Below are 19,354 nucleotides of genomic sequence, written 5' to 3' on the forward strand. Positions count from 1 at the left end.
TGAAAAGTAGAGTATCGCCTACGCAAAACAATTTAAACTTTAGAGCTAAAGCGTGGCAGTGCAAGCTTTATATCATCAAACAATCTATTGATCGCTTTAATTTTATTGATCAAGAGAAATGATATTCTACTGTATGAATTTTTCAACAGATTGACTATATCTTAATGCATTAATTTAAATCCACTTGCCAACACCCTCTCCGCAAAAATTTTCTTTCCCGACTCCCGATCACTTTCTAAAGCCAACTCGGATAAATTCAATTCGCGCTGAAGATTTAAAATTTTTTCATGCAAAGGTTGCGGCTTATTGTTTGTACAAATATATGATTTTTCAGGATGTTCCACGTGAAGCAAATACGCTAAGAAATTAGCAAGATCATCAATATGGATTCGATTTGACCAATGAATATTTGGATAACTCCGAGTCGTTTCTGCAAGTTTTACCATTCTCATTGTAGACATGCCATAAATTCCTGTCGGTCGAACAATCACACATTCAACAGGGTAAGCCTGTCTCCACAATTGTTCCATTTCTAGCAGTAAATGACCTTGTTCATCACTCGGAATAATTACAGAATCATCGGTGATTACTTCACCCTGATTTTCTCCATACACTCGTGTAGATGACACCACGATGATACGTTTCACTGGATGATTTCTCAGTGCCTTGACGATGGGTTGCACAGAATCTACATAGGTGTGCTGATACATGTCTAGGGCATTGAGCGAAGTATTTCGAGAAGGTGCGAGTGCGACATAGACCACATCCACAGCTTGAATATGTGACAAGTCGAGTGCATGAATATCCTGCATCAAGTGCTGAGCAAAATCATCCGCTTTCGGGCTACGGCTAACTGTGGTAATTTGGTGATCTTGCTGAAATAATTGTTTAGCAACACGTTGTGATGTTTTACCATAACCTACAAATAGAATATGCATGACACGACCTATTCTTCAAAATCAATCAAACTTAAGCTGAGGGGACATGGCAGCAGTTCATCAATTACAAGGGGTTGGCAATGCTGCAGCTGCCTTACTTGAAAAACTGAATATTTTTACAACAGATGACTTGCTGTTTCATTTGCCACGGGATTATGAGGATCGTAGCACGATCATTGCCATGAACCAATTACAGGTAGGTCGGAGTTACTTGTTAGAAGGTGTTGTTAAATCTATCGACATGCCACCTGGTAAACGTAAATCCATGGCGATTTTATTACAAGATGACTTTGGTAAAGTCACGCTACGCTTTTACCATGTTTATAAAGCTTTAACTGATCGAGCGAAAGCAGGCAATCGCTTAAGAATATTTGGTGAAGTGCGAGTCGGTGCTCGTGGCTTAGAACTTTATCACCCAGAAATACAACTGATTACCGAACATACACCGCTTCCTAAAACACAATTAACGGCAATCTATCCCGCTACAGAAGGTTTAACCCAGCCAAAATTACGTGAATATGTCAAACAGGCACTGAATCAACATGCAGATGAGCTTCCTGAATTATTGCCAGAAAAATTCACCAATGGTTTTGCGCTCAAAGAAGCACTGAAATATATTCATCACCCTCCCGTCAATGCCAACATGCTACAGCTTGCGCAAGGTGCTCATCCTGCTCAACAACGTCTGATTTTTGAAGAACTGGTTGCACACCAAATTAGTTTGCTCACTCGACGGGCATATATTCAACAAATTGCGGCCCCATCTTTTTCGCCAAGCAAAAAATTTGCCAAAGCCCTGTTGGCAAGTTTGCCCTTTGAAATGACCGATGCGCAAAAACGTGTATCGAATGAAATCGCCAAAGACCTGAAACAAAATAAACCGATGTTACGCCTTGTACAAGGTGATGTGGGTGCAGGTAAAACATTGGTTGCAGGTGTTGCTGCTTGTCATGCTTTGGAAGAAGGTTGGCAAGTTGCACTGATGGCACCGACTGAAATCCTAGCAGAACAGCATTATTTAAACTTTAAAAAGTGGTTTGAACCTTTAGGCTTAAATGTTTCTTGGCTCTCAGGCAAACAAAAAGGTAAAGCACGTACAGCAGCTGAGCAGACCATTAAGGATGGAACAGCCAATGTTATTGTAGGTACCCATGCTTTATTTCAGGACAATGTTGAATTTGCCAAATTAGGGTTAGTGATTATTGATGAGCAACATCGTTTTGGTGTAGATCAACGTCTGGCGCTACGCAATAAGGGCGTGGATAACACCACTCCTCATCAACTGGTCATGACAGCCACCCCGATCCCTCGCACACTGGCAATGTCTGCCTATGGTGATTTAGATACCTCTGTCATTGATGAACTTCCACCAGGACGAACACCGATTCAGACCGTCACGATTCCACTTGATCGACGTGAAGAAGTATTAACAAGAATTGCGACCAATTGTGCTGAGGGTAAACAGGCGTACTGGGTGTGTACACTGGTTGAACAATCTGAAACCTTGGATGCACAAGCAGCAGAAGCAACTTATCAAGAAATTAAACAACGCTTTCCAAACCTCAATATCGGTTTAGTGCATGGAAAAATGAAAGCTGACGACAAACAAACTGTAATGCAGCAATTCAAAGACAATGAATTACAACTTTTAATTGCCACTACAGTGATTGAAGTGGGTGTCGATGTGCCCAATGCATCGATTATGGTGATTGAAAATGCTGAACGACTTGGGCTTTCACAACTCCATCAATTACGTGGACGTGTAGGACGTGGTGCAACAGCAAGTTTCTGTGCACTGCTTTATAAAAACCCACTGTCTCAAAATGGACAAGAACGGTTAAGAATTATGCGTGAAACCAATGATGGATTCATCATTGCTGAAAAAGATTTAGAAATTAGAGGTCCTGGAGAATTACTGGGAACAAAACAGACTGGAGATATGGGATTTAGGGTTGCCAAACTTGAACGAGATGACCATTTGCTCAATCAAGCGCATTATGTGGCCGCTCAAGTACTTAAAGATTTTCCAGAAAGCGCAGAAGCATTACTCAAACGTTGGCTCCCTGAAGCACCGCGATATGCTTATGTTTAACATAACGAAAATAGAATGATTTAGGCTTTCGACTACACTAGGATTTTGCAATACAATTTTCACAATCGTGATGATTTATCGTCTTCATGGATGTCGTCGAATGAAAAGTTTTCATTTGAAATTCCTGATATGAATGGATCATCGCTGAAGCTTGATCAAATAAAGATTAGAAAATATGCTCCAATTTATCCATCAACTGCTCCATAAAGGTGTTCAATATATTTCTCCATGCTTACTGTGCGGCATTGACCAACAACAAGCTCACTCCTTATGTCAGGACTGTTGGAATCAACTCCCTTGGTACAAACAATCCATAGAGCGACATGAACAACAAATACTTTGCGCACATCACTATGATTTCCCAATTGATCGCATCATTCAAACTTATAAATATGAGCAACAATTACAATATCAAAACGTGCTTGCACATAGTTTATTGAACTTAAGATTTTCCAGAGTTCAAGCGATTGTTCCCATGCCCATTTCAACCGAGCGCCTTAAAGAACGGGGTTACAACCAAATGTTGATTGTGGCTAAAATTATGGCAAAACAATTAAAAATTCCTGTTTGGCAACCCGTGGTTCGACAAGCTCAACATTCACAAAAAGGCTTAAGTCGAGTTGAACGACTGGAAAATATTGAGCATCAATTTCGAACCATTCAATCCGAAAAGAGAAAATATAAAAAAGTATTGATTGTGGATGATGTGGTCACAACGGGAAGTTCAATTCATGCCCTCACCCAAGCTTTACAACGTTTGGGCTGTCAGCAGATTTCTAGTCTTTGTATTGCAGCAGCACATCCATCTATGAAATGATCATTGCAATAATTTAAAGAATAATGCTTGTTAAATTCATTTGACTTAGCTTAAAAAATTTTCCTTACACCAAGGGATCACCACTTCTCTTGTTAAGGGTGCCAATAACGTCTGTTGATCGTCTAAATCAATCCACTTCATTTCAGCAATTTCTGCATCAATTTTGGGTGCATCAGGTAAATTAACTTGATAGACATAACTCACCAACTGATGCCCTGCCTCATTCGCAGCTGAAGTTTCAAATCGACCAATATAGTGTTTAATCTCAGCTTGAACACCTATTTCCTCTGCGATTTCACGTAACATGGTCTGTTCAGGTGCTTCATTTGGTTCCAACTTCCCACCAACTTGCATAAAAAACTGTGTATTCTTTTTTCGTACCAGTAATAATTGATTTTGATTATTTAAAATCACAGCGGCAGCTACAGTAATTACATTCATCATTCTAAGGAACATTAAAAAACACAATATATTGTGACATTAATAAAATTAAAAACAATATATTGTGTTTTAAAAATTAGCGAAACAATCTGAATAAAGCACTAATTAGTAAATTAAGTTTTAATCTAATTTTACCAATTCTTCGCGCTCTTTAACGCCCCACTTTGGTTCTGGTGCTTGATAGGCTTTAAACTGAGCCAAAATATCCTCAATTGATGCAGAATGAATCAATTGGTTTGTAAATCTCGCCTTAGAAAATCCTTTGTCTGTGGTCAACTGTATAAATTTCAACAAATCATCATAAAACCCTTCAACATTTAAAAATGCACATGGTTTTAAATGAATGCCGAGTTGCGCCCAAGTCCATTGTTCAAAAATTTCCTCAATCGTCCCAGCACCGCCTGGTAATGCAATAAAGCCATCAGACAATTCAGACATTTTTGTTTTACGTTCATGCATATTTTTCACAATATGAAGTTCAGTGAGCCCGGGATGTGCCAGCTCACGATCCACAAGACCTTGAGGAATCACACCAATTACCTGACCACCTGCCGCCAATGCGCTGTCAGCGACGATCCCCATTAAGCCTGAACGCCCACCACCATAAACTAATGTTTGACCATGCTTGGCGATAGTTTCACCAGTCAGTTGTGCAACATCAGCAAAAATCTGATCTGTACCTAAAGATGAACCACAAAAAATAGCAATAGAATTCATAAATTTAACCTAATTTTAATTTAGTCATGCTAAAAATATAGACGAACAATAAAGATTTTTTTTACAAAAGAGCGTTGTAAGCAGTGTTTTTCCTAAAATCCTTGTCTAAAATACACACATCAAATTGACACCACACTGCGCAAGGGAGAAAAGACACAATGCTTGAAGCCTTTTACGCCACTGAGCGCGGTAGCTTAGAAGATGCAACCATTAATGGTGGATTCGACCTACATCCTGAATTGGTTTGGGTTGATCTTATTGCACCTTCACAAGAAGAACAAGAATGGGTTTTAGATGCCTATGAGCAAAACTTACCAACCCTCAAATCTTTAGAAGACATTTCATCTTCTGCACGATTTTACCGTGATGATGATGGTATTCTACATATCAGTACGTATTTTTTAACAAAAAATAAAAATTACCAAGTTGAGGGTGATCCAGAAGACACCTCGAATATGCTGGCGAATGTACAAACCGTTGCTTTTATCTTGCATAAAGAGCGTTTATTTACTTTGCGCGGAGAGAAACTGGTTGCCTTTCGCGCCTTCCGTGCACGTGCTCGACGTAATGATTATGAAATCGACTATAAAGATCCAACTTGGATTCTTCTCGGTTTACTCGAAGCGAAACTTGATGAGCTTGCGGATATCTTGGAAGATATCCACAGAGATTTAGAACTATACTCTACTGAAGTCCTCAACGTACGTCATCGTGAGATGATTCTCGACCTTGATGACATGATTACACGTCTTGCACAAAAAGAGGACATGCTTGGAAAGGCACAACTCTGTTTAATTGATTTACGCCGTGTTCTCACCTTCTTATCGCGTCCTCGTGCATTGGGTAGTCATATTTATGATGCTGATATCCGAGAGTTAAGCGAAGACGTACGTTCTCTTGTTGAACATGATGCCTTCCTGTTTCAAAAAGTCCGCTTCTTACTCGACACGACTTCTGGATTCATTAACACAGAACAGAACGATACGATTCGTCGATTCTCGATTTTACCCAGCATGCTTGCACCACCCATGTTGATCGCCAGCATCTATGGAATGAACACTGAAATTCTTCCTTTTGCGCATGGGCATTGGAGTTTCTACGTTGTTATTTCATTGTTGATCGCATTTTTTGTTGGTCCATTGGCTTACTTTAGATGGAAAAAATGGATCTAAAACTAGTGGGTTATATGACTTTTTCAGCATAAGCGATGAATTTTTTAATCAGTATTTTAGGACACAAAGTTCAATTCAATAAAAAAGCACCTGATGGTGCTTTTTTATTGAGAAGTGATTTAAATCAATTTCAAATCATCTTGCAAATGACAAGCCTGAATGATTTTCATCATTTTTTCTGGCACTGCTTTAAATTGTAACCCTTGTAAATCAGGGGTTTGACGCAGCCATTGTACAAAGACAGACAGTGCAAGCGTACTACCATGTTCAAGCTGAGACAGATTTACCGTCAATGGAAAGTTTTTCTCACTTTGAATAACTTTCAAGCCATTTAAATAATAACTTTCCGCATTTTCATAAGCAATTTTACCACTGACATATAATTCCTGATTCTTAAATTCAATCACTTGCTTACACCTATCTTAGCTCAATGAGATACGCTTATTTTTTTACAGCAGCATCTGCATCTGGTTTAAATGTCGCAATGGCTTTATCGATATTACCGCCATTACGTTGCACATTTGCCGCAAATTGATTACGGAATTGCAAACCTAGATCAATACCAGACACATTTAAATTACGCACTTTCCATTGGCTACCTGCATCAGATAATTGGAAAGAAACTGGAATTTTTTCACCGTTGTTATTGAAATCAATCGTCACAACAGGGAATTTGCTATTGGTCGCTTTATAAGGACGCATTGTATAGGTCTGGTTTGAATACTTCGCAAAAGCACTACCATAGTTTTCAATCAAGGTATTACGGAAGTTTTGTTCAAATTGAGCACGTTGCGCTGGCGTACTGTTATTGGCATAAGTCCCCATCACGATACGTGTAAAAGCTTGACCATCTACAAACGGATCAAGATTCTGACGGACAATCGCTTTCACCGCAGCTGGATTATTTTGTAATTTACCATGCTCTGCTTTTAGGCGTGAAATCAAACCATCAGCAACACGTTTAACAAAGGCAGGCGGTGCTTCCGCTGGCGCAGCTTGAACAGCTGTAGCGACCATCGTAGCCAAAACACTTGCAGTCAAAGTTTGTTTTAATAACATATTCATTTCAATAACTCCTCTAATGCTTATTCAACGAATGAAGTTTGAGCATCAGTTGTTTCAGTGGATGCAGATGTGTCTTTAGCATCTGATGCGCCAGTCGATGTCTTTCCAGCACCACCCGTAATAAATTTGGTAATCAAATCTTCTAGATCCATCGTACCTTGTGTATTGGCAATACTTTCACCGCGTTTAATATAGTTTATGCCGCCACCAGGAACGATTTTCAAATATTTTTCGCCTAAAAGACCATTGGTTGCGACCATTATGTAAGCATCTTCATCAATATTTGTGATGGATTTCATGTTACTTAAAAGTTGCGTTTCCATTTCTTTTTGTTTCTCAGGCGTAGCTGCCTGATAATCTGCACTGTAATGCAAATCACCTAAAGCATTTTCTTTGACTTTTTTCAGCTGCTCAGCATTAAACGTCGTCAATGAACCATCTAAATCAAATTTAACTGTCGCTTGACGGGTCACTGGATCAAGTGTAATTGCATCAACTTGACCAATTTTAACACCACTCATTGTAACTTTTGCACGTGGTTTTAAACCATTCACATTGTCAAATGTTGCAGTCATTTCATAACTGTCTTTTAAGTTTGTGCCGACCAAGCCACTCACTTTCATTGCTAAAAAGAATAGAGCGATACCAAAGATGATGACAAAAACACCTACGGTCAACTCACTAGTACGTGATTTCATTAAACACCTCCGAACATGACCGCAGTCAACACGAAATCAAAACCTAAAACACATAGTGATGAATACACAACAGTACGTGTTGTAGATGTTGCGATTCCCTCAGATGTTGGTTCACAGGCATAGCCTTGATACACCGCAATCCAAGTACAAATTAAAGCAAAGACTAAACTTTTGATGATGGTGCCGTTAAAGACATCTTTCATAAACTGGGTGCTGCTTAAAATGCCACTCCAATACGAACCTTCGTCTGCACCTAGAAAATCCACACCAACCATTTTCCCGCCCATAATGCCGATTGCGGCGAAAATGACAGAAAGCATTGGTAAACTCACAATACCTGCCCATAAACGTGGTGAAATTACACGTTTCAAAGGATCAACACCGATCATTTCCATACTGGATAATTGTTCTGTAGCTTTCATCAAGCCTATTTCAGCAGTCAAAGCAGAACCTGCACGACCTGCAAAAAGTAAGGCAGCGACCACGGGTGCAAGCTCACGCAACAACGTCAAAGCTACAGCAGCGCCTAACATCGCCTCACTACCAAAAGTCACCAAAATGTTATACATCTGTAGACCTAGAACTGCACCGATAAATAAACCAGATACAGCAATAATCAACAAAGATAAAACACCGACACGATACATTTGATAAATGAACAGCTTTACGCCCAGTATTGTGGGAAGCGAAAATAAGATTCGCAACAACATCAGCATTGCTACACCAATGCCTTGAACACGTTCTAGAACGCGTCTACCTAATAAGGCAATAGCATTCATGAACTCACCTCATTGCTTAAATAAGCTTGATGGCTAAATTGATAATCCACAGGTCCTTCAACAGATCCTGTTAAAAATTGCTGCACAAATGGAGAAGCATGTTGTTTTAATTGCTCAGGCGTGCCTTCACCTTGTACTTTGCCTTCTGCCACCACATAAATATAGTCAGCGATAGACAATGTTTCATCCACATCATGTGAAACAATAATCGTGGTGAGATCTAGTGCTTCTCGTAATGAACGAATTAAACGCGTTAAAACGCCCATCACAATCGGATCTTGTCCGGCAAAAGGTTCATCATACATGATCAAATCTGGATCAAGCGCAATGGCGCGTGCCAGAGCAACACGTCGATTCATCCCACCTGAAAGCTCAGCAGGCATAAGTTTTTCAGCACCACGCAAACCGACTGACTCTAGTTTAAGCGCGACTAATTCTGCAATTAAATTTTCGGGTAAATGTGTATGTGCGCGAATTGGAAATGCGACATTTTCATAGACCGTCATATCTGTAAATAATGCACCACTTTGGAAAAGCATCCCCATACGTGCGCGAGCAGAAAAAAGCTCACTACGTGACATTGACGCAATGTTTTTTCCATCAAGTAATACTTGCCCCTCATCAGGGCTTAGCTGACCACCAATCAAACGCAATAAGGTCGTCTTACCCGTACCTGATGGACCCATGATTGCAGTAATTTGCCCACGACGAATTTTTAAATCCACGTTGTCGTAAATTACACGCTCACCACGGTTAAAACTTAAATTTTTGACTTCAATTAAAGCTTCAGCTTCGGAATGGCTTTGCTTATTCATAGCTGAACATTTTCCTGCATTTACCAGCTCACATACTATACTCTGAAATATCTGTATTTTTTGTAATTAAAAGATAAAACTACGGCTTTAAACTCATATGTATTGTTTAAATAATATCATTTAAATCAAATGCATTGTTTTTTTACTTTTAAATTGCAGTGTTTTAATTGTACAACGCCAGCTTATTTGAAAATGAAGCTATAAAAGAAATAGCCTACATTAGAAATCAATAAAGCTGAAAACATGTATAACATAATTGCCTCAAAAAAACTCATCGCCTTCATTTCAGACTCAATATCTCACAGAATAGAACAACCTAACTGTTTTATTAAATAAATTGAACTGAATCACACTTTATTTTACCAAATACTTTTCAACTTGCAATAAAAAACCAGCCGAATGGCTGGTTTTTTATTGCAAAGGCTTAATTAGTCATTGAATTTACGACGTGGACGGTCTGAGTTAAATTCACGCTTTGGACGATCTTCACCGCCAAAAGAACGTTTAGGACGGTCTGAATTAAACTCACGTTTTGGACGATCCTCACCACCAAAAGAACGTTTAGGACGGTCTTCAAAACCACCTTCACGGCGTGGACGATCTGAATTAAATTCACGACGTGGACGATCTTCACCAAAAGAACGTTTAGGACGGTCACCGAAGCTACCTTCACGACGTGGTTTATAATCTACGCTGTTGCCACGGTTGTCATCATTGAAACGCGGTTTATCATTAAAACCACCTTCACGACGTGGACGATCTCCGAAGCCACCTTCACGGCGTGGACGATCTGAATTAAATTCGCGACGTGGACGATCTTCACCACCGAAAGAACGCTTAGGACGGTCTTCAAAACCACCTTCACGACGTGGGCGATCCGAATTAAATTCGCGACGTGGACGGTCTTCACCACCGAAAGAACGCTTAGGACGATCTTCGCCATAAGATGGACGATCACCACGAGGTTTGTCATCGAAGCTACGACGTGGACGATCATCACCGCCTTCACGACGTTTGAAGTTTGATTCACCTTCAAAACGACGTCCGCCACCGAAACCACCACGACCGCCATCACGACGACCACCGCCGTTACGACCACGACCACCATCACGACCACCACGTGCAGGAGGTGGAGATGGCTCTAAACCTTCAATTTCAGAAACACTTAAACGCGCTTCCAAATAATCTTCTAAAGCACGAATTTTTCCGCGCTCACGGTAAGTCGCTAAAGTGATTGCTTTACCAGTACGACCTGCACGACCTGTACGACCGATACGGTGTACATAATCTTCGTTCTTCATTGGAAGACCAAAGTTAATTACGTGTGAGATTGTTGGTACGTCAAGACCACGTGCTGCTACATCTGTAGCAACAAGGATTTTTGCACGACCTTCACGGATACTGCGTAAACGACGGTTACGTACAGTTTGTGGCATAGCACCATGAAGCGCAACAACAGAAAGACCCGCTTCTGCAAGCTCTTCAGCCAACATATCTGTATCTTCTTGAGTTGATGCGAATACAACTGCTTGATCGACGTCTTCTTCATTTAACCAATGGGTAAGCAATTTTTTCTTATGCTCAAAACCATCAGTCCAATGTAAGGTTTGGGTAATGTCGGTATTGGTAGAATGACCTGTTTCAATTGCAATACGTTCTGGATCATTCATCATGCGTTCAGCAAGGTTAATGATACGTGGTGCAAATGTTGCAGAGAACATTAATGTTTGTTTGCGATTTAAAGCCAAATCACTAATTGCTTCTAGGTCTTCAGAGAAACCTAAATCAAGCATACGGTCAGCTTCATCTACAATCAAAGCATCAACTGAATCAAGTTTGATTTGACGACGGTTCACAAGGTCAAGTAAACGACCTGGAGTTGCAACAACAACTTGTGCACCTTTTAATTGTTGGATTTGCTTACCAAAAGGCATACCACCCATAATCGCAGCAACACGTACACCTTTCATATGACGTACAAATGCAATCGCATCTTGACATACTTGTTGTGCAAGTTCGCGAGTAGGTGAAATCACCAAAATATTCGGTTGAGTGACTGCTTTCATACGTTCTTTAAACGGTACAAATGTATCTTGACCAGCTAAAGCATTTAACGTTGGGAGTAAGAATGCAGCAGTTTTACCAGAACCAGTTTGGCTTGATACTAAAAGGTCTTTGCCTTCTAAAGCCGCTGGGATAGATAATTCTTGAACAGGAGTCGGTGTAGTAAAACCAAGACTCTCGAGTGCTTTCTGTAGCGACTCGTCTAATGAAAATTCAGCAAAAGTTTTGCTCATAGAGATATTCACCCTAATGTGGGTGCTCCATTAATATATGGTCTGATGGACATCGGCAAAAAGCGGCACAGCAATAATCGCTGAAAATATAGAATCAGCGGCGATCCGAGAACGACGATGCGTATAACGCACATTTGATAACAGCCGCAACCTGAAGGAATCGCTTAAGCGATTGGGTGGGGCGCGAAATATTGTCCTCTCTTTGGACCGGACGCGCATACACAATATAGAAGAGAATGTTCAGGTAATGAACGAAATTTAGTGCGTGCGCGGAGTATAGCAGAATTTATAATAATGTCACGAAGTTTTATTGTTTTTTCCTGTATCATTCACTTATTGTTGCCTTATTAGAATGAAATCAAAAAAACTATTTTACTTGCATTGTTCTAAATGAGCATTTTTTATTAAGTTAACATCATAAAAAAGCCTTCATTCACATGAAGGCTTTTTAAAACTCAATCTACACAAATAATTAAAAATTATTTCGCAGCTTCGCCCCATGCTGGAACAACTTGTTGCATCAATGGTTTTAACAACTTCATAGAACAAGCGATAACTTGACCATTTTCCATTGATTCTGAACCACCACGAGCATCAACAACTGTACCGCCCGCTTCTTTCACAATCAATTCACCTGCCGCAATATCCCAAGGCTTTAAACCAAGTTCAAAATAAGCATCTAAACGACCAGCAGCAACATAAGCCAAGTCTAATGCAGCAGAACCTGCACGACGATATTGTGCGCCAGCTTCAGTCACATTTAACAAAGATTCAAAGTGATTTTTTGCATAAGAAACAATTTCACCGTTACGTTTTGCACGATAAGCATGTCCTACACCAACAAAAGTATTTTCAAGGCTGTCTTTAACATTTACGCGAATACGGCGTTGATTCAACATAGCACCGCGACCACGGCTTGCTGAGAATAACTCATCTTTTACAGGGTCATAAATAACACCGTGTTGAGTTACACCTTTATGTTGAACTGCAATAGATACACAGAAATGTGGAAAACCATTGATAAAGTTTAAAGTGCCATCAAGTGGATCGATCACCCAACACCAATCGGCATCGTGACCTTTACCTTCTTGTAGACCAAATTCTTCACCAAGGAAGCTGTGATTTTTATAACTTTTACGAAGTGTATCAATGGTAAGTTGCTCAATGTAACGGTCTACACGAGTCACTGGACCATCAATCCCTTTTTCTTCGACTTGTAGATCGAGTTTATGACGATTTTGATGCGCTTTTAAAAGCTCTTGACCAACTAATTGAGCCGCACGCGCAGCCATCACCACCATAGGTTCCATTGAACACCCACTACAAATTTGAAGATACTGATAAAGAATAATGCATAAAAGCGCAGGCATTTTAACAAATATCTGCGCTTTTTGGGAAATTTTGTTTCTAAAATTTTACATATTGAGTTTTTACAGTCATTTAAACATGTTGAACAAGTTTCAACCATGTCTGCTGAATTGAGTTTTTGATGCCATCCGCATCTAGACCACAGTCTTGAAGCATTTCAGTATGAGTTGCTTGAGCCAGAAACTCATCAGGTAAACCTAAGTTTAAAATCGGTTTTATGATTTGAGCATGTGCTAAAAATTCATTCACCGCACTTCCTGCACCTGCCATGACAGCGTGTTCTTCCACGGTAACAAATAAACTGGTTTTATCCACCAAATCACGAATGATCTGCTCATCTAGTGGTTTAACAAAACGCATATTCACCACACGAACGGCAATATCCAGTTGTTGAGCAAGCTGTTTAGCTGCCTCCAAGGCAGGCTGGACACGACTACCAAATGCTAAAATACTCATACCTTCATCATGTTCAGTATTGAGTTCTAATAATAATTCGGCTTGACCAATTTCAAGCTCAGTCAGTTGTTGCTGAATTTCAACCCCTAAACCATTTCCTCGTGGATAACGCACAGCCGTAGGGCCTGGATATAAATAGGCAGTGTGCAACATCTGACGACATTCGTTTTCGTCTTTTGGCGCCATGATCACCATATTCGGTACTGTACGCATATAAGCATAATCATAAGCGCCAGCATGAGTCGGTCCATCTTCTCCAACCAATCCCGCACGATCAATACCAAAGGTTACATCGAGATTTTGCAAAGCAACATCATGTATCAATTGATCATAACCACGTTGCAAGAAGGTCGAATAAATTGCAACAACAGGTTTTAAGCCTTCACAAGCCATACCTGCTGCTAAAGTGACTGCATGTTGCTCTGCAATCGCGACATCAAAGTAGCGTTCTGGGAATTGTTTGGCAAACTGCACCATCCCGGAACCTTCACACATCGCTGGTGTGATCGCTAACAATCGTTGATCTTGTTTGGCTTCATCACATAACCATTGCCCAAATACATCTGAATATTTCGGCGCTGAATTTTTAGCAGGCGAAGCATGCGTTTTACCGATCGCATGATATTTGATTTGATCAGCTTCGGCAGGTGCAAAACCTTTACCTTTTACCGTATATACATGGATTAAACGTGGACCTTTACGTTTTTTCAATGCATTGAATACTTGTACCAACTGCTCAACATCGTGACCATCAAATGGACCAAAATAATCAAAGCCAATTGCTTTAAATAAATTATCGGCTGCATCTGTTGCTGACTGGTGTAAACGAGAATTGTAGTCCCACTCTGGACAGTCTTGAACAAAAGCTTGCCCCTCTTCATCAATATTGATGAATTGCCCTTGTTCCCAAATTGCAGCCAAATGCTTTGCAAAACCGCCTGTGCTACACGAAATAGACATATCATTGTCATTCAGTACCACAATCAAATCAGCATTGTGTGCAACAGCATCATTCATGGCTTCAAAAGCCATACCTGCCGTCATCGCACCATCCCCCACAATCGCCACGACTTCACAAGGATCTTTTTGATAACGACGTGCTAACGCCATACCTAAGCCCGCTGAAATCGCGGTTGAAGAGTGACCAACACCAAAAGTGTCAAACTCGGATTCTTCTCGTGCAGGGAAAGCAGCCAAACCATTTTTGGAACGAATCGTGGTTAATTGTTCACGACGACCAGTCAATGCCTTGTGTGGGTAAGCTTGATGCCCCACATCCCAAACTAGACGATCTTTAGGTGTTTCAAAGCAATAATGTAAAGCGACAGTGAGTTCAATAACGCCGAGGTTTGCCCCAAAATGCCCGCCACTTTGTCCAGCAGCATACAAAATGAATTGACGCAATTCGTCTGCGACCTGCACCAATTGGCTTTGCTCAAGCTGACGTAATTGTTGAGGATGGTCTACTTCATCCAACAATGGCGTAACAGGACGTTGATTAGGTATTTCGGTATACAACATATGTGGCAAAGCCTTCTAAAGCCTGGCAAATCTAAGCTAGGTACACGGGTTAGCATGATTGTGAAAACAAATCATATCACATTCGATCAGCCACATTTATAATGATGCGTCATTGGAGACTTCCAAGTCAGCAAGTGTGCTCTTGGTGTCAATTATCATGAATAATCTATCTATATATCAACTATTATCGTGCGCTTTATACAAAAAAGAATTTTTTATCGCAAAGTTATCTATAAAAACATGCTTTTCAATTCTACCAATGTCCAAGCATTACGCTATACTTTAGCTAATTTCTAAACAAATAGATGGAAGATTCTGTGTCAATAGAGTTTGTTGCCACTTCAAAATTACCCACCGCTTATGGTGATTTTAAAATTTCTGTATTTCAAGATCCGTTGACAGGTGAAGAGCATGTTGCTCTTTCTAAGGGTTTAGAAATCGCTCCCAAAAATCCTGTTTTAGTTCGCATTCATTCCGAATGCTTAACTGGTGATGCATTTGGCTCATTGAAATGTGACTGTGGTCCACAGTTACATAACACCATGAAAATGATGAATGAGGCAGGTCAAGGTGTAATTTTATATTTACGCCAAGAAGGTCGCGGAATTGGTTTAACCAATAAGATTCGTGCATATGCTTTACAAGACCAAGGTCATGATACTGTAGATGCCAATTTATTGTTAAACCTCCCTGCTGATGCTCGCCAATATGACATGTGTAGCATCATGTTGGATCATTTACAGGTTAAACAAGTCAAGTTAATCACCAATAATCCGTTAAAACTAAAAGCGCTAACAGATTTGGGTATAGACGTTGTTGATCGTGTTCCTTTAACTGTTGGCTTAAATAAATTCAATGAAGATTATTTAAAAACCAAACACGATCGTATGTCTCATATGTATGAGAAAGATGATTTTTAATCACTGATTCGTTGCAAGTATGTTTTTGAGAAATTGCTAAACGCAGTGATAAAAACAATCGTCTGCTTGATAGTCGGAGGTATGCACTATACCTCCTCTAACGTTTAAAGCCGTTTTAACTCAGGATGTTTTAGCTCAGAATAGCGCCTTCATAAAGATTGAGAATGATTAAAAACAACGGCATGAAGTTTTCATCAAATTGTCATTGAGAAAATCTGTGTTTCAGGCTTTCTTCGTTTTAAATGCAAATCAAAAGCCATACAAATATTACGAACAAAAGGCTTGCCTTGTTCAGTAATCACAATTCGATCTGTTTCAATTGTCAACAAACCATCCTGTTGCATCTCGATAAGTTGCTCGATAACCTGAGCTCGTTCTGTGAAATCCATAGACGGCTCAGCCCATGATGTTTGGAAAGTACACATTAAATTTAAAATATGCTGACGAATTTTCAAGTCTTCAGCACTCAGTACATGACCTTTCACGACAGGAATTTCATCACGGTCTAGACACGCATAGTATGCTTCCAGGTCTTTTTCATTCTGAGCAAAGCTATACCAGCTATCACTGATCGAAGATATCCCAAGACCAATCATGAGTTGTGTTTTTGACGATGTATAGCCCATAAAGTTGCGATGCAGTGTACCCGCCTGAAAAGATTGATACATACCATCTTGTGCTAAGGCAAAATGATCCATGCCAATTTCATGATAACCATGCGCTAAGAGTTGCTTTTTACCCGCTTCATACAAGGTTCGCTTCACATCATCTTTTGGAACATCTTGATCTTTAAAACCACGCTGTCCATTTCCCTTAATCCATGGAACATGCGCATAACTATAAAAAGCCAAACGATCAGGCATAAGACTGTTGGTTAAATCAATTGTTTTCAAAACATCATTTAGATTTTGAAAAGGCAAACCAAAAACCAGATCATGTGAAATTGAGCTATAACCGATCTCTCGCGCCCACTGTGTGACATTGGCAACCTGCTCAAAAGGTTGAATACGATGAATGGCTTTTTGAACAGTATCGTTATAGTCTTGCACACCATAGCTTACGCGGCGGAATCCGAGATCATACAATGCTTGCAAATGCGCACGTGTTGTATTATTTGGATGTCCCTCAAAACTAAATTCATAGTCTTTCGCAATATCAGCTTTGGCTAAGACACCTTGAATAAGCTGTTGTAAATGCTCTATTGAAAAAAAAGTCGGTGTACCACCACCCAAATGAATTTCTTTAATGATGGGTTTTTCTTGAAGTAATTGACAATACAAATCCCACTCTTTTAAAACGGCTTGGATATAAGGTTGCTCCATTTCATGCCGTTTGGTCACTTTCTTATGACATCCACAGAAAGTACATAAACTCTCACAAAACGGTAAATGGATATATAAGCTAATGCCCTCACTTTGATTAGACTCGTCAAAAGAACGCTTTAGGGTCTGTTTCCATTGTTGCAATGAAAAAGAACTTTCATCCCAATACGGAACTGTTGGATAACTGGTATAACGTGGACCAGCCACATTATATTTCTGAATTAAAGAACAACTCATATTTACTGCTCAGTACCATATTAAGATTTACAAACCGATAAATGCACACGAGTGCCTCTATCCTCAATCCATTGTGCTGAGCTTAAACATAGATTTCAACCTAGCGAATTGCTCGGGATTTTTTGTAAAAGACTTGAAACAGTCAATAATATTCTTATGCATTGAATCCAGTAGCAAAAGTATTCAAAAAAACATCTTCTTTTTTCAATGGTTTTCTTTTTTAATGGTTTTATGCTTTGATGTATAAAATCATTTTGTGCGCCTTTGAGGATCGTCATGCAAAACCCAACCTCTGAAGATATTCAACGTGTTCGTACGTTTCTTGTCGATTTACAAGCGCGAATTTGTTCAGCTTTGGAACAACAAGAACAATTAGGTCAAGGGACTGCAAAATTTGAAGTAGATGACTGGCAACGACCTGAGGGTGGCGGTGGTCGTTCCCGCGTTTTACAAAACGGCACAGTGATTGAAAAAGGTGGTGTGATGTTCTCGCACATCAATATTTCAAAACTACCTGCTTCTGCGACGGAGCGACATCCCGCTATAGCAGGAGCCAAAGCTCAAGCATTAGGCGTATCATTGGTGATTCATCCAAAAAATCCAAATGTGCCGACCTCTCATGCCAATGTTCGCTTATTCGTCGCTGAACCCGAAGGTCAAGAGCCAATTTGGTGGTTTGGGGGTGGTTTCGATCTGACACCATTTTATCCCAATCAAGAAGACGTATTGAGTTGGCATCAAAGTGCATTTGATTTATGCAAACCCTTTGGAGAAGAAGTCTATGCAGAACATAAACAATGGTGTGATGATTATTTCTATTTAAAACATCGAGATGAACAACGTGGTGTTGGTGGCTTGTTTTTTGATGATTTAAATCAGTGGGATTTTGAAAAATGCTTTGAATATATGCAAGCTGTGGGTAACGGTTATTTAAAAGCCATCTTGCCTATTTTTCAACGCAATCAAGATAAACCCTATACCGAAGCCCAACGAGATTTCCAGTTGTATCGTCGTGGTCGTTATGTTGAGTACAACCTCGTCTATGACCGAGGCACTTTATTTGGTTTACAAACGGGGGGGCGCATTGAATCTATTTTGGTCAGTATGCCACCGCTTGCAGCATGGTGTTATCGTCCTGAATGGGACGAACAGAGCCCAGAAAAACAATTAACCGAATATTATTTAAAACCTCATGATTGGTTATCTATACTCAAATGACCTAAAATAATAAAAAAAAAGCTACCCAGTCACATGAGGTAGCTTTTTTATGTTTCATCAAAATAAGTTTTGAAAGATTTACTCACAATTAAGATGAGAATTATTCACAATAACGCAGCTTTTTAATTTAAATTAACCTTAAACTCGGCTACTATAGCAGACTTAAAATTTCCTTAATTTTTTCGATAAATTTATATTGAATATCAGAAGATTATAGCAGTTAACGCGAGAGGTTGATATGAGGAATTTATTAGAAAATCATAAACTTACACTTTCAGTAGGCATTCTGTTTTTACTGGTGTGTTCTGTTTCAACCACAATCATCTCTACCAATGATTTATCGGATAGCATTTCAATTACTTCCAGTGTTGTTTTATCGATTGGTTTTGTTGTCGTTTTTGCGATGATTTTTCTCGATTTTCTAGAATCTGTATGTAATCCATAATTCAAAAATAATTTCTCTTTTTTTTAAATCTTAACA

General features: G+C 39.7%; 18 protein-coding genes. 6 read left to right on the plus strand and 12 right to left on the minus strand.

What is annotated here, in order from left to right:
• Positions 1–161: 161 nt before the first annotated feature.
• Positions 162–938 (minus strand): NAD(P)H-binding protein, encoded by a 777-nt coding sequence (locus TOL5_RS19235; protein ID WP_151778930.1) that lies wholly within the window; start codon positions 936–938, stop codon positions 162–164.
• A gap of 46 nt (positions 939–984) precedes the next feature.
• On the opposite strand from TOL5_RS19235, the gene recG reads away from it, so the two are divergent.
• Positions 985–3,030 (plus strand): ATP-dependent DNA helicase RecG, encoded by a 2,046-nt coding sequence (gene recG / locus TOL5_RS19240; RefSeq protein WP_151778929.1) that lies wholly within the window; start codon positions 985–987, stop codon positions 3,028–3,030.
• Positions 3,031–3,205: 175 nt separating this feature from the next.
• On the plus strand, positions 3,206–3,847 hold the full coding sequence (locus TOL5_RS19245) for a ComF family protein (protein WP_151781207.1): 642 nt from the start codon (positions 3,206–3,208) through the stop codon (positions 3,845–3,847).
• Positions 3,848–3,892: 45 nt separating this feature from the next.
• Here TOL5_RS19245 and TOL5_RS19250 read toward each other — a convergent pair whose 3' ends face one another.
• The gene (locus TOL5_RS19250; protein ID WP_010590771.1) at positions 3,893–4,288 is read right to left on the minus strand and encodes an NUDIX hydrolase; all 396 of its coding nucleotides are present in this window, start codon (positions 4,286–4,288) and stop codon (positions 3,893–3,895) included.
• A 120-nt stretch (positions 4,289–4,408) separates the two neighbouring features.
• On the minus strand, positions 4,409–5,005 hold the full coding sequence (locus TOL5_RS19255) for a TIGR00730 family Rossman fold protein (protein ID WP_009586053.1): 597 nt from the start codon (positions 5,003–5,005) through the stop codon (positions 4,409–4,411).
• A gap of 158 nt (positions 5,006–5,163) precedes the next feature.
• Between TOL5_RS19255 and TOL5_RS19260 the strand changes: the two genes are divergently transcribed.
• Positions 5,164–6,177, plus strand: a complete 1,014-nt coding sequence (locus TOL5_RS19260; RefSeq protein ID WP_004825220.1) for a magnesium and cobalt transport protein CorA — start codon at positions 5,164–5,166, stop codon at positions 6,175–6,177.
• A gap of 119 nt (positions 6,178–6,296) precedes the next feature.
• Here TOL5_RS19260 and TOL5_RS19265 read toward each other — a convergent pair whose 3' ends face one another.
• The 8 genes from TOL5_RS19265 to dxs form a co-directional block, all read right to left on the minus strand.
• Positions 6,297–6,584, minus strand: a complete 288-nt coding sequence (locus TOL5_RS19265) for a hypothetical protein (protein WP_004825222.1) — start codon at positions 6,582–6,584, stop codon at positions 6,297–6,299.
• Between the two features lie 34 nt (positions 6,585–6,618).
• Complete coding sequence (locus TOL5_RS19270) at positions 6,619–7,242, minus strand: MlaC/ttg2D family ABC transporter substrate-binding protein (RefSeq protein WP_005034162.1); 624 nt, start codon at positions 7,240–7,242, stop codon at positions 6,619–6,621.
• Between the two features lie 20 nt (positions 7,243–7,262).
• Positions 7,263–7,940 carry an outer membrane lipid asymmetry maintenance protein MlaD gene (locus tag TOL5_RS19275; RefSeq protein ID WP_004825227.1) on the minus strand — a complete coding sequence of 226 codons (678 nt, stop codon included), beginning with the start codon at positions 7,938–7,940 and terminating at the stop codon, positions 7,263–7,265.
• Complete coding sequence (gene mlaE, locus TOL5_RS19280) at positions 7,940–8,719, minus strand: lipid asymmetry maintenance ABC transporter permease subunit MlaE (RefSeq protein WP_004725633.1); 780 nt, start codon at positions 8,717–8,719, stop codon at positions 7,940–7,942. The genes TOL5_RS19275 and mlaE overlap by 1 nt, the downstream gene beginning before the upstream one ends.
• Positions 8,716–9,534: an ABC transporter ATP-binding protein gene (locus tag TOL5_RS19285; RefSeq protein WP_004825229.1), complete on the minus strand. Its 819-nt coding sequence runs from the start codon at positions 9,532–9,534 to the stop codon at positions 8,716–8,718. The genes mlaE and TOL5_RS19285 overlap by 4 nt, the downstream gene beginning before the upstream one ends.
• 428 nt (positions 9,535–9,962) lie before the next feature.
• Positions 9,963–11,831, minus strand: a complete 1,869-nt coding sequence (locus TOL5_RS19290) for a DEAD/DEAH box helicase (protein WP_009586057.1) — start codon at positions 11,829–11,831, stop codon at positions 9,963–9,965.
• Positions 11,832–12,310: 479 nt separating this feature from the next.
• Entirely contained in the window at positions 12,311–13,141 is an 831-nt protein-coding gene (locus tag TOL5_RS19295; protein ID WP_004825232.1) for an inositol monophosphatase family protein, read from the minus strand.
• Between the two features lie 130 nt (positions 13,142–13,271).
• Entirely contained in the window at positions 13,272–15,176 is a 1,905-nt protein-coding gene (gene dxs / locus TOL5_RS19300) for a 1-deoxy-D-xylulose-5-phosphate synthase (protein WP_005034172.1), read from the minus strand.
• A 317-nt stretch (positions 15,177–15,493) separates the two neighbouring features.
• On the opposite strand from dxs, the gene ribA reads away from it, so the two are divergent.
• Positions 15,494–16,096 (plus strand): GTP cyclohydrolase II, encoded by a 603-nt coding sequence (ribA, locus tag TOL5_RS19305; RefSeq protein ID WP_121774010.1) that lies wholly within the window; start codon positions 15,494–15,496, stop codon positions 16,094–16,096.
• Between the two features lie 194 nt (positions 16,097–16,290).
• Here the strand turns inward: ribA and hemN are convergent, their stop codons facing one another.
• Positions 16,291–17,655, minus strand: a complete 1,365-nt coding sequence (gene hemN, locus TOL5_RS19310) for an oxygen-independent coproporphyrinogen III oxidase (RefSeq protein WP_042089465.1) — start codon at positions 17,653–17,655, stop codon at positions 16,291–16,293.
• Between the two features lie 276 nt (positions 17,656–17,931).
• Here hemN and hemF point away from each other — a divergent pair, with 276 nt between their 5' ends.
• Together hemF and TOL5_RS19320 are read left to right on the plus strand one after the other, a co-directional pair.
• Entirely contained in the window at positions 17,932–18,873 is a 942-nt protein-coding gene (gene hemF, locus TOL5_RS19315; RefSeq protein ID WP_121773993.1) for an oxygen-dependent coproporphyrinogen oxidase, read from the plus strand.
• A 238-nt stretch (positions 18,874–19,111) separates the two neighbouring features.
• Positions 19,112–19,318, plus strand: a complete 207-nt coding sequence (locus TOL5_RS19320) for a hypothetical protein (RefSeq protein ID WP_004825243.1) — start codon at positions 19,112–19,114, stop codon at positions 19,316–19,318.
• Positions 19,319–19,354 lie beyond the last annotated feature (36 nt).

The organism is Acinetobacter sp. Tol 5 (genome assembly GCF_019702905.1).
Taxonomy (GTDB): Bacteria; Pseudomonadota; Gammaproteobacteria; order Pseudomonadales; family Moraxellaceae; genus Acinetobacter; species Acinetobacter bereziniae.

Excerpts from the sequence above, each read along its gene's own strand:
- TOL5_RS19235 (WP_151778930.1), bottom strand. The coding sequence starts at position 938 with ATGCATATTCTATTTGTAGGTTATGGTAAAACATCACAACGTGTTGCT.
- recG (WP_151778929.1), top strand. The coding sequence starts at position 985 with ATGGCAGCAGTTCATCAATTACAAGGGGTTGGCAATGCTGCAGCTGCC.
- TOL5_RS19245 (WP_151781207.1), top strand. The coding sequence starts at position 3,206 with ATGCTCCAATTTATCCATCAACTGCTCCATAAAGGTGTTCAATATATT.
- TOL5_RS19250 (WP_010590771.1), bottom strand. The coding sequence starts at position 4,288 with ATGAATGTAATTACTGTAGCTGCCGCTGTGATTTTAAATAATCAAAAT.
- TOL5_RS19255 (WP_009586053.1), bottom strand. The coding sequence starts at position 5,005 with ATGAATTCTATTGCTATTTTTTGTGGTTCATCTTTAGGTACAGATCAG.
- TOL5_RS19260 (WP_004825220.1), top strand. The coding sequence starts at position 5,164 with ATGCTTGAAGCCTTTTACGCCACTGAGCGCGGTAGCTTAGAAGATGCA.
- TOL5_RS19270 (WP_005034162.1), bottom strand. The coding sequence starts at position 7,242 with ATGAATATGTTATTAAAACAAACTTTGACTGCAAGTGTTTTGGCTACG.
- TOL5_RS19275 (WP_004825227.1), bottom strand. The coding sequence starts at position 7,940 with ATGAAATCACGTACTAGTGAGTTGACCGTAGGTGTTTTTGTCATCATC.
- mlaE (WP_004725633.1), bottom strand. The coding sequence starts at position 8,719 with ATGAATGCTATTGCCTTATTAGGTAGACGCGTTCTAGAACGTGTTCAA.
- TOL5_RS19285 (WP_004825229.1), bottom strand. The coding sequence starts at position 9,534 with ATGAATAAGCAAAGCCATTCCGAAGCTGAAGCTTTAATTGAAGTCAAA.
- TOL5_RS19290 (WP_009586057.1), bottom strand. The coding sequence starts at position 11,831 with ATGAGCAAAACTTTTGCTGAATTTTCATTAGACGAGTCGCTACAGAAA.
- TOL5_RS19295 (WP_004825232.1), bottom strand. The coding sequence starts at position 13,141 with ATGGAACCTATGGTGGTGATGGCTGCGCGTGCGGCTCAATTAGTTGGT.
- dxs (WP_005034172.1), bottom strand. The coding sequence starts at position 15,176 with ATGTTGTATACCGAAATACCTAATCAACGTCCTGTTACGCCATTGTTG.
- hemN (WP_042089465.1), bottom strand. The coding sequence starts at position 17,655 with ATGAGTTGTTCTTTAATTCAGAAATATAATGTGGCTGGTCCACGTTAT.
- hemF (WP_121773993.1), top strand. The coding sequence starts at position 17,932 with ATGCAAAACCCAACCTCTGAAGATATTCAACGTGTTCGTACGTTTCTT.
- TOL5_RS19320 (WP_004825243.1), top strand. The coding sequence starts at position 19,112 with ATGAGGAATTTATTAGAAAATCATAAACTTACACTTTCAGTAGGCATT.